The organism is Kribbella sp. NPDC051620, assembly GCF_044453825.1.
GTDB lineage: Bacteria > Actinomycetota > Actinomycetes > Propionibacteriales > Kribbellaceae > Kribbella.
Genome location: NZ_JBITDB010000002.1, coordinates 380,928 through 393,739, shown reverse-complemented (window position 1 = coordinate 393,739; position 12,812 = coordinate 380,928). Strand labels below are relative to the sequence as shown.

Genomic DNA, 12,812 nt, shown 5'->3' with positions numbered 1-12,812 from the left:
GACGGGCAGAGCTCGGGTGCGACGGAGCCCTGCCCGAAACCGCTTCTGAGCAGTTCGTGGGCGGCGGTCGGCGAGTCGGTACGACGTGTTGGCGGCGGCCCTACGCTCGATCGATGAGCATTCAGGAGCTGGCCGGCCAGCGGGCCCTCGTCACCGGAGCCACGTCGGGAATCGGACGGGCCATCGCGCGCAGTCTGGCGGCGTCCGGAGCTGAGGTCGTCGTCACCGGGCGACGGGCCGAACTCGGCGCCGAGACGGTCGCGCTGATCGAGGGCGACGGCGGTCGGGCGACCTTCGTACCGGCTGATCTGGGTGAGCTGGACGACCTGGAGCGATTGACCGACGAGGCCGGCGACATCGCGATCCTGGTCAACAACGCCGGGTTCTACCCGATGGTTCCGACGGTGGCGCTGACGGCTGCGGAGTACCAGCGGATGTACGACGTGAACCTGCGCAGCGCGTACTTCCTGACGGCCGCCCTCGCACCGAAGATGGGCGCGGGCAGCACGATCATCAACATCTCCTCGACGGGTGCCCGGCTCGGGATGGAGGTCGCCTCGGGATACAGCGGCACCAAGGGCGCACTGGAGTCGATGACCCGGGCGTGGGCCGTCGAGTTCGGTTCGCTGGGAGTCCGGTCGAACGCCATCTGCGCAGGCCTGATCCGCACCGACAAACTCCTGGAGACCTTCCCCGAGGAAGCAATGCAACAGGTGAGCGCATCCTGGCCCGTCGCTCGGCCCGGCACACCGGAGGACATCGCCGAGGTGGCTCTGTTCCTGGCCTCGCCGCGCTCCAGCTACATCACCGGCACTGTCATCGTCGCTGACGGCGGGCTTAGCATTTTGTGATGAGACTGACCGGGGCGGACTTGCTGGAGCACTGCCTGGCCAAGCCGGGGGCTTGGCAGGACGAGCCGTGGGAAGGCGACGTCGTCGCCAAGGTGGGGGACAAGATCTTCGCGTTCCTCGGGTCGGGGAGCGCGGTAGGGGTGAAGTGCGGCAACAACCGCGAGGAGGCCGACGAGTTGGTCGACACCTATCCGGGCGACGTCAGCAAGTCGGCGTACATCGGGCGGTCGGGGTGGAACACCGTACGACTCGCCGGGTCGGTGCCCGACGACGAGATCCTCGAGCTGATCGACGCGTCGTACGAGACGATCGTCGGCAAGCTGCCGAAATCCAGGCGGCCACAGGTGTAATCGACGCAACCTGACTGCTCACGCAAGATATTCCCGTCGCGCGAGGTGATCATGGTGACAGGGTTCATAGCCGGGTTCGATTTGGAAACTCGGACACCGAGCAGTCAGAATAGAGACAGTTGAAGGGGAGTATTCCTTTCGCGGCGGTATCGTCATCACGGTCAAGGGTTCGTCCCCACGCCCGGTGCCGCCGGCCAGGCCCGACTGATCGAGCCAGGCGGAAGAGACCTTCGGAGTCCGATTTTCGTCTGAGCTCCGGAGGTTTCCTGTGCACGTTGCCGATTACGTCTGGTACATCACCGTCGGGGTGCTGCTCGCCCTGCTGGCCTTCGATGTCTTCATCATCGGCCGCCGCCCGCACGAACCGAGTACCAAGGAATCGGCCCGGGCGATCGTCTTCTACGTCTCGCTGGCCGTCGTCTTCGGGCTCGGCGTCTGGGTTTTCTCCGGCGGCGAGTACGCCGGGGAGTTCTTCGCCGGGTGGCTGACGGAGTACAGCCTCAGCGTCGACAACCTGTTCATCTTCCTGATCATCATGGCCAGGTTCCAGGTGCCCAGGAAGTACCAGCAGACAGCGTTGCTGGTCGGCATCATCCTGGCGCTGTTCTTCCGCGGCATCTTCATCGCCGTCGGCGCGGCCGCGATCAACGAGTTCTCCTGGGTGTTCTACCTGTTCGGCGCGTTCCTCGTGTACACGGCGATCCACCTGGCCAAGCAGGGTGAGAACGACGACGAGGACTACAAGGAGAACGCGGTCATCCGGTTCGCGAAGAAGCGGCTGAACGCGACCGACGAGTACAACGGCGTCAAGCTGACGGTGAAGCAGAACGGCAAGCGCCTGGTCACCCCGATGGCGATCGTGATCATCGCGCTCGGTACGACGGACCTGCTGTTCGCGCTCGACTCGATCCCGGCGATCTACGGGCTGACCCAGGAGCCGTTCCTGGTCTTCACCGCGAACGTGTTCGCGCTGATGGGTCTGCGGCAGCTGTACTTCCTGCTCGGCGATCTGCTGCGGCGGCTGGTCTACCTGTCGCTCGGGCTGTCGGTCGTGCTCGCCTTCATCGGCGTGAAGCTGGTCCTGCACGCGATGCACGAGAACGAGTTGCCGTTCATCAACGGCGGGCACCACATCGAGTGGGCGCCGGAGATCCCGATCTGGGTCTCCCTCGGCTTCATCATCGTCACCCTCGGCATCACCACGCTGCTCAGCCTCCACAAGTCCCGCAACATGGCGACCGCCCCCGCAGTAGTCGAGCCGGCTGATGCCGAGCCTGGCAGGCAGGCCGACGCGGCGCAGGCGGGCGGCGGCGAGCTGGACGAGGCGACCCGCGCGGAGCTCGAAAGCCTGAAGGCTCCGGAGCAGTCCGACACCAAGAAGTCCTAGCTCAAAAAACACCGGCGCCCGATCCCCTGCGGGGATCGGGCGCCGGTTGTTGTTGCGGAGAGCGCCGCCATGCTGGTGGTGAGGCAGCGGGCGCCGGGCGGAGCGGGGTCGGGCGGGAGTCGGCGGGACGGGGGTTACAGGCGGGCGGCGGTTATTAGAGTTTGGCGGCGTTCTGGGAGTAGGGGTTCGTTTTCTAGGCGTTTGCCGGTTTCTGAGGCGTGGAGCATGCCGGCGGGGGAGACGAAACCTACGTGGTGGACCTTCTGGCCGGGGCGGCCGAAGAAGTAGAGGTCGCCGGGGTGGGCTTCGTCGGTGGGGATGTGTTCGAGGGCGTCGCACTGGTCGTGGGCGTCTCGGGGGATTCGCTGGCCGAGGACGCGGCTGACGGCGTGGACCAGGCCGGAGCAGTCGAGGCCGTACGTCGAGGTGCCGCCCCAGAGGTATTCCAGACCGAGGAAGAGCGAACCCAGGCGGATGCGGTCCTCCGGTGACGCGGGGGAGTCCACCGCGCGCAGCGCTGAGTCCGCCAGCCAGCCGAAGCCACCATCGGGCAGCGCCACCCGGGTGAAGCTGTCGGTGTGGTCCACCGAGGCCAGTACGGTCGCAAACGACAGGTCGGCCAGATGACCCGCACCCGGCTCGGCAAACAACTGCGCACTCGGCACAGTCACGGCAACCGGCGCAGTGGCAGCACCCGGCAGTTCACCGAGATGGCTCGACGGCACCCAGCCCGGATACCCGAGGTCGTCGGCCGACGAGGGTTGCCACGGCGCGATGATCTCGGACCACCCGTCGCGTTCGGAGCGCACGAGGACCGGCTCGGCGAACAGCAACTGGGTCAGCGTCCGGCCGTGCAGGCCGAGGCGGGTCTCGGTGTCCATCGCCTTGGCCCAGGCGGCGACGTCAGGCTGGGCCGCGACCGCCGGGGCGTCGACCTCACGCGGCGCGTCTGGTGAAGACCATACGGTGCTGACCGGAACTTTGGCAGAAACTAACTTCATAGCGCCAAGCCTGTCACGCCCAGTCCAGCCGCCGTCGGCAGGTGGATCACCGAGCCCTCGTACCGCACCCCGCCGACCACCGGCGACTCCCTCAACCACCATGCCGCGTCGAGGTCGTTCACCGCCGTCGTCGGGTACGCCGCAACCAGCGCCGCCGCGGCCCCGATTCCCACCTGACTCTCCATCATCGACCCCACAATCGCCCCGATCCCGTGCTCCCGCGCCAAGTCCAGCAGCGTCCGGGCGGTCGCCAGCCCACCACACTTGGCGAGCTTCACATTGACCAGATCAGCCGCCCCATGCCGGATCACTGCGACCAGATCCCGTACTCCGTACACCGACTCATCGGCCAGGATCGGCGTACTCACCCGATCCGTGATCCACGCCATCCCCTCCAGATCGGCCGCGACCACCGGCTGCTCGACCAGCTCGATGTCGCACCCCGCATCCTCCAGAGCACGAATCGCGTTCACCGCGTCCCGCCGGCTCCACCCCTGATTCGCGTCGAGCCGCAGCCGCGGATCCGGCCCGATCGCCTCCCGCACCCGGCGTACCCGCTGGAAGTCAGCCCGAGCATCACCCGTACCGACCTTCACCTTCAGTACGTCGAACCCGTCCGCGATCCGATCGACAGCCGACGCAGCCAACGCCTCCGCATCCCCGACGGACAACGTCACGTCCGTACGCACCGACGAGACGGTCGACCCGAGAAAGCCGTGCAAGGTCTGCCCGCGTCGACGCGCGACGAGGTCGTGCAGAGCGACATCCACCGCCGCCTTGGCCCCGAAGTTGCCCTGCACAGCACCCTGGATCCGGCGCAACGCCTCGGTGAAGTCATCGGGCTCCAGCCCGTCGAGAGCCAACGCGATCGGACCTTCGACGCAGGCCTGCGCGCCGGCCAGCGATTCGCCGGTCACCTTCCAGACCTGAGGCGCCTCGCCCCAGCCGCTCAGCTCGCCGTCCGTCAGCTCGACGAGCAGGGAGTCGGCGCTGGTCGCAGTACGGAGTGCTGTGATGAAAGGGGTGTGCAGTGGTGCGGAGACCAGGTGCGTGGTGAGCTTCACCGGATCGCCTCCAGATCGTGTCGATGGGTCCAGGCCTCAAAAGCGATCTCGGCGATCAGTTGCTGCGCCTCGGCATCGGGCAACTCGGAGGTCGTGCAGACGACGAGCACGAAGGGCGGAGCGTCGACGGGCCGGACGATGCCGCCGTCGTGCCTGATCCGGAGATCCCAGCCGTTCTTGTGCTCGACCCGCGTCCCCGGCGGCAGCAACGCCGGGATCTCGCCGTTCCAGGTGTTGCCCGCGAGCAGGTCACGGACATACGAGCCGGCCGGGGTCTTGTCATTGCCCACAGCAACCAGCACCGCGGCGAGATCGGCCGGGCTCATCAGGTTGCTGATCCCCGCAGCCTGCGCTCCCGCGTCGTCGATTCCGCGCCGGATCACGCTGGCACCGGATCCGTACTCGGCCAGTACTGCGTTCGCCGCATCCACCCCGGTCTGCTCGAGTACCAGGTCGGTCGCGAGATTGCTGGAACGCGTGATCATCTCGGAAGCCAGCCAGCCCAAGGTCACCTGCTCGCCCAGATGCTTCCAGGTCGCCGGCGCCTCGTCTTCGGCCGGATTGACCCCGAACCGCCCACCCGCCGCCGAGGCGAAGTCGTTGTGGACGGTCACCGCCTGGTCGAGGGCCAGCTCGCCCGTCTCGACCAGTCGCATCATCGCGATCGCGACCGGCAGTTTCATCGTGCTCGCGGAGTAGTGCGTGCGCTCCGCGTGATGCCGCAGCACCGGTTTCCCGTCGAGCCGCCCCAGCCAGACTCCGAACTCACCCCGCCCGTCGACCCCACGGAGTCGCTCAGCAATTCCCATGATCGTCACCCTTCCACACCGCGGGCATCCTTGAACTTGCCGGGCCTGGCAGACTTCGCAGAGTGTCTCGAGCCCTTGGACTCCTCCTCGGCTTCGCCGCCGATCGCTGGCTGGGTGACCCACGCCGGTTCCACCCGGTGGCCGGCTTCGGCCAGGTCGCCGGACGGCTCGAGAGCAGGCTGTACGCCGATTCCCGCCCAGCCGGTACTACGTACGCCGCCATCCTCATCACCACGACCGCGACCCTAGGTGTGGCAGCCGAAAAGCTGACAGCGGGCCGCCCAATCGCGCGCACCCTGCTGACCGCCGCCGCAACCTGGGCCGTCCTGGGCGGCCGGAGCCTCGAGCGCGAGGCCGAAATCATGGCCGGCTACCTCGAAGCCCAGGAACTCGAGCAGGCCCGCGACCGACTCAGCTACCTCTGCAGCCGCGACAGCACCGACCTCGAAGCCGACGAACTCGCCCGCGCGACCGTCGAGTCAGTGGCAGAGAACACCTCCGACGCGACCGTCGCCCCGCTCGTGTGGGGTGGGCTCCTCGGAATCCCCGGCCTGATCGGCTACCGCGCGGTCAACACGCTGGACGCCATGGTCGGCTACAAGTCGCCGCGCTACCGCAACTTCGGGTGGGCGTCGGCGCGACTCGATGACCTGATCAACCTGGCGCCGGCGCGCGTGTGCGCAGTACTGACCGGGCTGGTGTCCGGCCGCCCCGGCGACTCCTGGCGCATCTGGCGACGGGATGCTCCGGGTCATCCGAGTCCGAACGCAGGCCCGGTCGAGGCGTCATTCGCGGGGGCGCTCGGCGTGCGGCTGGGTGGGGTCAACTCCTACGGTTCGGAGGTCGAGGATCGGGGCACGCTGGGAGACGGCTTGCCGCCGACGGTCGCGGACATCCGGCGTACGGCGTCACTCGCCCGGCGCGTCGCCTACGCGGCGGCCGGGGTTGCAGCGATCGTGGCGTTGAGAGGGGAGCGGCGATGCATCTGACCCAGCGGCCGATGCGGATCGCGCTGATCCGGCACGGTGAGTCCGAGGCGAACCTCGACAAGCGGATCTACGAGACGACGCCCGACCACGCGGTCCCGCTCACCGCCCACGGGCACGAGCAGGCGGCACAAGCGGGCAAACAGTTGCGTGAGCTCTTCGAGGGTGAGCCGGTCCGGGTGTACGTCTCGCCGTACCTGCGGACCCTGCAGACCCTCGACTCGCTCGGGCTGGACGATCTGATCGGGCTCGCCCGGGAGGAGCCGCGGCTGCGCGAGCAGGACTGGGCGAACTTCCAGGACACCGAGGACATCGTCCGGCAAGAAGCGCTGCGGGACTCGTACGGGCATTTCTTCTACCGGTTCACGCACGGCGAGTCGGGCTCGGACGTGTACGACCGGGTGTCGAGCTTCCTCGAGACGATGCACCGCGACTTCGAGACGCCCGACTCGCCGCGGAACGTGCTGCTGGTGTCGCACGGGCTGACGATGCGGCTGTTCTGCATGCGCTGGTTCCACTGGTCGGTCAAGTTCTTCGAGACGCTGCGCAACCCGGGCAACGCCGAGACCCGGGTACTGCTGCGGCAGCCGGACTTCCGGTACAGACTGGACCGGCCGTTCGAACAATGGACTCAGCACACTCCGACTGAACGGGAGCGATCGGCATGGTTGTAGAACAGTCTCGCGACGCGGCCTTCGAGCTGCTGGCCGCTCTGAGCCCCGGACTCCGGGCGAAGGCGACCGCGCCGTTCGACACGCCTGACCATCAGGTCTGGACGTACCTGCCGGGCGATCGTCCCGGGGTGACGCTGGGGGAGTTGTCCGTCGAGCAGCGGCGGCTGGCTCTGCGCTTGCTGGAGATCGCCCTGAGCGAGCGTGGGCTGGCGGATGCGCGGTCGGTGATGTTCACCGAGGCGATCCGGCGCGGGCTGCCGCAGGCCGAGCCGGGGTCGTCGGTAGATGTCGGGTCGGAGCAGCGGTACTTCCTGCGGGTGCTCGGCGATCCGGCGGGCATGGATCCGTGGGCTTGGCGGCTCAACGGGCATCACATCGCGTTGCATGTGACGTTCGTGTCGGGTGCGATCGGGTTCACGCCGCAGTTCTTCGGCGCCGAGCCGGCGACCGTGTTGTCCGGGCCGCACAAGGGGTTGCGGACGCTGGCGGCCGAGCAGGATTTGGGGTTCTCGTTCCTGGACTCGCTGGAGGCCGGGCAGCGGGAGCTCGCGATCGTCTCCGAAACGGCGCCGTCCGACATCCTGACCCGGTACGACCCGGTGGCCGACCCCAAGGTGTTGCTGCGCGGGCTTCCGTACGGTGAGTTGACGCCGGAGCAGCGGCAGCTCTTCAGCCTGCTGCTCGGGCAGTACATCGGGCGCGCCGCCGGGCCGATCGGGTTGCAGACCTGGCAGGACATCACGGAGCAGGGGATCGAGAAGTTGACGTTTGCGTGGGCGGGCGCGACGAAGCCGGGCGGCGGACATTACTACTCGATCGCGGGGCCGACGTTCCTGGCGGAGTACGACAACACCCAGGACGACGCCAACCACATCCACTCGGTGTGGCGGGATCTCCGCAACGACTGGGGTACGGATCTCCTCGCGGCCCACTACGCCGGCTACTAGGCCGGCTTGCGCCAGACGGAGACGTGGCTTTCGCTGTCGGCGGTGAACGGGGCTCGGTGCCAGTCGGCGTACCGGGCCTCGAACTCCAGTCCGGCCAGCTGGGCCATCAGGTCGCACTCGGCCGGCCAGATGTAGCGGAAGTTGCCGGCGGCGTACCGGGTCGTGCCGTCGGGCTCGGTGAAGTAGTGGTGCGACGCGCAGGCCTGGGTCGCGAGATCGTACGTGTCGAAGACCAGATGCCCGTCGCCGAGACTCATCGGTACCGCGGACTGCCCGGGTGGCATCCGGCGGATGGCAGGCACCCACAGTTCGATGACGAAACGGCCGCCGGGCTTGAGGTGGCGGGCCGCGTTGCGGAAGCACTCGACCTGCTCGGCCTGGGTCCGCAGGTTCGAGATGGTGTTGAAGACGAGATAGACCAGGTCGTACTCGCCGGGCACTCGCGTCGTCGCCATGTCGCCCATCACGACGGGCAGCTCCGGATCCTTCTGCCGCAGCTGGGCCGCCATCGGCTCGGACAGCTCGATGCCGGTCACCGCGACGCCGCGGGCCGTGAGCGGAACGGCCACCCGGCCGGTACCGATCGCGAACTCCAGCGCCGGGCCCGACCCGGCCAGCCCGGCGAGGAAGTCGACCGTCGGGTCGATCACCTCCGGGGTGAACATCTCGGCGGACGACGCGTCGTACCGCGTCGCGATGTCCTCGTCCCACACTTCGCTGCTGCTCATCGCTCAGTAGCCTGCTGGGTGAGCGTCGGTCGTGTCCATCGAGTTTCCATGTCAAAGCCGCTCGGCCGGCTCCGACTCCAGGCTGAGAACAACCTCTTCGAAGGAGACAGATGATGGCGAAGCTTCGCGTTCACAACTTCACGATCACGCTGGACGGGTACGCGGCAGGCCCCAACCAGCGGCTTGATGTGCCGTTCGGCGATGGGATGGACGAGCTACACGGCTGGATGACCGCGGCGATGGAGAAGGATGCGACCGGTGTCGACGCCGAGCGGCTGAACCGGTGGAGCGAGAATGTCGGCGCCACGATCATGGGCCGCAACATGTTCGGCCCGCAGCGCGGTCCCTGGGAGGACGAGTCCTGGACGGGGTGGTGGGGGCCCAACCCGCCGTACCACCACGCCACCTTCGTCCACACCCACCACCTGCGCCCCGACCTCCCGATGGAGGGCGGCACGACCTTCTACTTCACCGACGCCCCGATCGAGGAGGTCCTCGACCGAGCCTTCCAGGCGGCCGACGGCCAGGACGTCGTCATCGGTGGCGGCGCCGCGACGGTCCAGCAGTACCTCCGCGCCGGACTGATCGACGAGCTCAACCTGGTCATCGCACCCGTCCTGGCCGGCGCCGGCATCCGGCTTTTCGACAACCTGGACGGTGCGCTCACGCAGTACCGAGTCTCCGAGCAGACCAGCTCGGCTGCCGCCACTCACGTACAGCTGGTCCGCCGTTAGAAAGAATTCGGGGCTTGCCGGACAGGGGAGGGTGTGACTTCTACGGTCGGGCGAGAGGATGTGCGGGTGCGCGAGGCTCGCTTCGAGGTGTTGGTGGGGGTGGTGGGCGCGCCTGTGCATCGGTATCTGGTGCGGCGGGCCGATGCCGGCGCGGTCGATGACGTGCTGGCCGAGACGATGCTGGTGCTCTGGCGGCGGATCGACGACGTACCGGGGCTTGGCGACGGTACTGCGGTGGATCTGGATGAGGTGCTGCCCTGGTGCTACGGCGTCGCGCGTGGCTGCTTGGCCAACGCGCGGCGGGCCGAGGGGCGGCGGTTACGGCTGGTGGAGAGGCTGGCCCGTACGGCCTCGGAGTTGCCGACGGCAACCACTGACCATGCTGAGCTGTACGACGCGCTCAGGACTCTGGGGGAGCTGGATCGCGAAGTCGTTCTGCTGTGGGCCTGGGAGGGCCTGGCGCCGCGGGGGATCGCCGAGGTGACCGGGCTGACCGCGAACGCCGTCAGCATTCGGTTGCATCGGGCAAAGAAAAAGCTTTCCGTCGTGCTCGGGCGAAAGAACGCGGTCGCCGCCGGACAGGAGCAGGGTAAAGGAGGGAGCGAGCTGTGAACGACGACGAACTGCTGGCCAAGCTGAAGGCCGCCGATCCGGCCAGGCACGCTCCCGAGCCGAACCCAGATCGCCTCCTGGAGGCCACTATGACCACGGACACCGAAACCCGGCCCGACACCACGAGCACCACCCGCCGCCGCTGGCTGCCAGCGGTCGCCGCCGGCGTACTGCTGGTTGGGGGCGGAATCGCCTGGGGAATCGCCGGCAACTCCGGCGACGACAACCAGCCGATCGCCGGCGCGCCGACGGCAACAGTCAGTACGCCCGGCGCGCCGACTGCAACAGCCGGTACGCCCGGCAGCACGCCCACGGCAACAGCCGGTACGCCGGCCGTCCTCAAGCTGACCGTCGGCGCTGCTCCCAATGCCAAGTGCCGCGCCGTAGAGGTGGCAGACCTCCGTCGGATGGAGACGGCCTTCGCAGGTACCGCCACCGCCATCAAGGGCGAGCAGGTCACCCTGCATGTCGACCACTGGTACCGCGGCGGCGACGCCACCACCGTGCAGGTCCAGTCCGACGCGGACGCCGTCACCACCCTCCTGGGCGTCGACTTCAAGGTCGGCGGCACGTACCTCATCACCGCCAACGACGCTCAGGTCACCCTCTGCGGCGAGAGCGCCCCGACCAACCCGGAACTCCTGGCCCTATACAAGACGGCCTTCGGAGGCTGACCCTCAGCTGCCCGGCCGCTGCAACAGATAGTCCTCGGCACGCATCGAGGTGGCCGGCCTGACGTCCTCGGGGAGCAGCTCCCGCAGGTCGCGCTCGGTCAGCGTCTCGGGATCGCGCAGGGAGAGCCGAGTCGCCTGGGTGGAGATGGCTTCCTCGAGCATGTTCCGGATGAACCGGCCGTTGCCGAAGTTGTGTCCACGCGGAGCGGCGGGGATGTACTTGCGAACCACGGCCAGGACCTCCGGGCCGTGGATCATCCCCTTCTGCTTCGCCTGCAGCTCGAAGATGGCGACCAGCTGATCGGTGTCGTACTCGGCGAACGACAGCAGCTTCGGGAACCGCGACGCCAGGCCGGGGTTGGAGTCCAGGAACCGCTGCATCTCACGGTGGTACCCGGCGACGATCACGACACACTCGTCGCGGTAGTCCTCCATCATCTTCAGCAGCGTGGCGACGGCCTCCATCCCGAAGTCACCGGGGTTGTTGTCCGGTACCAGGGTGTAGGCCTCGTCGACGAACAGCAGCCCACCGAGCGCCTCACGGAACTTCGCCGCTGTCATCGGGGCGGTGGTGCCGACCCCGGAGCCGACCAGGTCGGACCGGTCGACCTCGACCACGTGGCCTTTCTCCAGTACGCCCAGCTCTTTGTAGATCTTGGCGAGCAGCCGGGCGATCGTGGTCTTGGCCGTACCGGGCTTGCCGACGAACACCATGTGCCGGGCCCGATCCTGCGTCGGCAGCCCGAGCTCCTTGCGCCGCTGGTTGGTCTTGATCTCAGCCACCATCCGCCGCACGGAGTCCTTGATCGACTCCAGCCCGATCAAGGCCTCCAACTCGGCCAACGCACCAGACTGCTCAACCGCCGGCAGCTCAACAGCCGCCGGTACTTCGGAAGTCACCGACGCGGCCGCAACCTGCTTCACCGGTGCCGCCTCGGCTGCCGGCGCGCGGCCGCCGTCGAGGTGCTCGAAGAACGCACCCAGATCGGGCACCTCAGGCTCAGGCCATGGCCCGTTCTCGAGTACGCCCGACAAGTGCACCGACACGCGCGTAGCCGCCGCCACCCACGACCGCGCCGCCATCCGCTCATCCTGCGCGATCGCCCTGCCAAGCCAGTCAGCATTGCGCGCCAACCAAGCCTGGGTGTCGAATCCACCCCGCAACTCGGCCAGTGCGCCCTCGACATCCCACCCCTCGGCGCCGAGGATCTGCCCGACCGCCGCAGGCTGTCCGCCGAGCCCGGTCGCCCGGATGAGCCGCGCCAACAGCTGCGCGAACTCCGGCGCCTCGTCGTCCACAACCACAGCCGACAACTTCGCATGAGCATCCCGCAACGAGTCGAGCGAGTACTTCAGCGCCGCCTCCGGGCCGCCGAGCTCGGGCAGTACCGCGCGCTCCGCGTCGCTGAGCACCGTCGTCCGCCAGAACTGCGCGATCGTCGCGTAGTCGGCCGCGACATGCATCCGGGTCGCCTCGCGGTCACCGAGCACACGATCGAACCCAGCGATCAACGCCTGCGCGCGAGCAGCCATCGGCGGAGCGTCGGCGAACAGGTTCACCACGTCACGCGACAACCGCAATGCTTGCCAACGGCCCTCTTCGTTGAACCCCCGCGCGCCCGACAACACCAGCAGGGGCCAGTCGGTCGCGGCGACCCGGACCAGGTGTCCGGCGCCCAACCGGGCCGGTGGGCGGTAGAAGTCCCGGGTCACGGCCGCGCTGACGTCGGCGTATTCGCCGCGGAGTACCGGGATCCAGCCGGTCAGCAGCGGCGCGACCTGATGCGCGAACCAGACCGCCGCGGGTGTCCCCTCGACAAACTCCGGGAAGGCTCCCGGCCGCAGCGCCAACGGATCGTCGGCCCAGGTCCGGAGCTGCTCGCGAACCCCCGTCAGCCAACCATCCGGTACTTCCCAGGCCTGCTCAGCTGTGAGTGCGTCGAGCACGCGCGCTCGCCGGGTGTGCTGCTCCACAAACGTCCTCTCCTAGCCGAC

14 protein-coding genes are annotated in these 12,812 nt (G+C 68.1%); 9 read left to right on the top strand and 5 right to left on the bottom strand.

The window, feature by feature from the left end:
* The first annotated feature begins 113 nt into the window (after window positions 1-113).
* The 3 genes from ACIA12_RS09100 (at window position 114) to ACIA12_RS09090 (ending at window position 2,588) form a co-directional block, all read left to right on the top strand.
* The gene (locus tag ACIA12_RS09100) at window positions 114-851 is read left to right on the top strand and encodes an SDR family NAD(P)-dependent oxidoreductase (protein WP_396366383.1); all 738 of its coding nucleotides are present in this window, start codon (window positions 114-116) and stop codon (window positions 849-851) included.
* A complete protein-coding gene (locus ACIA12_RS09095) occupies window positions 851-1,201 on the top strand; it encodes an MmcQ/YjbR family DNA-binding protein (protein ID WP_396366382.1) in 351 nt (116 codons plus the stop codon). Before ACIA12_RS09100 ends, ACIA12_RS09095 begins: the two co-directional genes overlap by 1 nt.
* Window positions 1,202-1,469: 268 nt before the next feature.
* Window positions 1,470-2,588 carry a TerC family protein gene (locus ACIA12_RS09090; RefSeq protein WP_396366381.1) on the top strand — a complete coding sequence of 373 codons (1,119 nt, stop codon included), beginning with the start codon at window positions 1,470-1,472 and terminating at the stop codon, window positions 2,586-2,588.
* A 134-nt stretch (window positions 2,589-2,722) separates the two neighbouring features.
* Here the strand turns inward: ACIA12_RS09090 and ACIA12_RS09085 are convergent, their stop codons facing one another.
* The 3 genes from ACIA12_RS09085 to ACIA12_RS09075 are packed head-to-tail and all read right to left on the bottom strand — an operon-like array spanning window position 2,723 to window position 5,462.
* Window positions 2,723-3,589 (bottom strand): NlpC/P60 family protein, encoded by an 867-nt coding sequence (locus tag ACIA12_RS09085; RefSeq protein ID WP_396366380.1) that lies wholly within the window; start codon window positions 3,587-3,589, stop codon window positions 2,723-2,725.
* A complete protein-coding gene (locus tag ACIA12_RS09080; RefSeq protein ID WP_396366379.1) occupies window positions 3,586-4,653 on the bottom strand; it encodes a mandelate racemase/muconate lactonizing enzyme family protein in 1,068 nt (355 codons plus the stop codon). Before ACIA12_RS09080 ends, ACIA12_RS09085 begins: the two co-directional genes overlap by 4 nt.
* Window positions 4,650-5,462: a serine hydrolase gene (locus tag ACIA12_RS09075; RefSeq protein ID WP_396366378.1), complete on the bottom strand. Its 813-nt coding sequence runs from the start codon at window positions 5,460-5,462 to the stop codon at window positions 4,650-4,652. The genes ACIA12_RS09080 and ACIA12_RS09075 overlap by 4 nt, the downstream gene beginning before the upstream one ends.
* A 62-nt stretch (window positions 5,463-5,524) precedes the next feature.
* On the opposite strand from ACIA12_RS09075, the gene ACIA12_RS09070 reads away from it, so the two are divergent.
* The 3 genes from ACIA12_RS09070 to ACIA12_RS09060 are packed head-to-tail and all read left to right on the top strand — an operon-like array spanning window position 5,525 to window position 8,069.
* Window positions 5,525-6,451, top strand: coding sequence for a cobalamin biosynthesis protein (locus ACIA12_RS09070; RefSeq protein WP_396366377.1), 927 nt, complete (start codon window positions 5,525-5,527; stop codon window positions 6,449-6,451).
* Entirely contained in the window at window positions 6,442-7,122 is a 681-nt protein-coding gene (locus ACIA12_RS09065; RefSeq protein WP_396366376.1) for a phosphoglycerate mutase family protein, read from the top strand. The genes ACIA12_RS09070 and ACIA12_RS09065 overlap by 10 nt, the downstream gene beginning before the upstream one ends.
* Window positions 7,113-8,069: a DUF3500 domain-containing protein gene (locus ACIA12_RS09060; RefSeq protein WP_396366375.1), complete on the top strand. Its 957-nt coding sequence runs from the start codon at window positions 7,113-7,115 to the stop codon at window positions 8,067-8,069. Before ACIA12_RS09065 ends, ACIA12_RS09060 begins: the two co-directional genes overlap by 10 nt.
* On the opposite strand, the gene ACIA12_RS09055 is transcribed toward ACIA12_RS09060, so the two are convergent.
* Window positions 8,066-8,797: a class I SAM-dependent DNA methyltransferase gene (locus tag ACIA12_RS09055; protein ID WP_396366374.1), complete on the bottom strand. Its 732-nt coding sequence runs from the start codon at window positions 8,795-8,797 to the stop codon at window positions 8,066-8,068. The genes ACIA12_RS09060 and ACIA12_RS09055 overlap by 4 nt on opposite strands.
* A gap of 113 nt (window positions 8,798-8,910) precedes the next feature.
* Here ACIA12_RS09055 and ACIA12_RS09050 point away from each other — a divergent pair, with 113 nt between their 5' ends.
* From ACIA12_RS09050 to ACIA12_RS09040, 3 genes are all read left to right on the top strand, one after another.
* Complete coding sequence (locus tag ACIA12_RS09050) at window positions 8,911-9,531, top strand: dihydrofolate reductase family protein (protein ID WP_396366373.1); 621 nt, start codon at window positions 8,911-8,913, stop codon at window positions 9,529-9,531.
* Window positions 9,532-9,597: 66 nt separating this feature from the next.
* Entirely contained in the window at window positions 9,598-10,143 is a 546-nt protein-coding gene (locus tag ACIA12_RS09045; RefSeq protein WP_396366372.1) for an RNA polymerase sigma factor, read from the top strand.
* Window positions 10,140-10,817: a hypothetical protein gene (locus ACIA12_RS09040; RefSeq protein WP_396366371.1), complete on the top strand. Its 678-nt coding sequence runs from the start codon at window positions 10,140-10,142 to the stop codon at window positions 10,815-10,817. The genes ACIA12_RS09045 and ACIA12_RS09040 overlap by 4 nt, the downstream gene beginning before the upstream one ends.
* A gap of 3 nt (window positions 10,818-10,820) precedes the next feature.
* On the opposite strand, the gene ACIA12_RS09035 is transcribed toward ACIA12_RS09040, so the two are convergent.
* On the bottom strand, window positions 10,821-12,791 hold the full coding sequence (locus ACIA12_RS09035) for an AAA family ATPase (RefSeq protein ID WP_396366369.1): 1,971 nt from the start codon (window positions 12,789-12,791) through the stop codon (window positions 10,821-10,823).
* Between the last annotated feature and the right edge of the window lie 21 nt (window positions 12,792-12,812).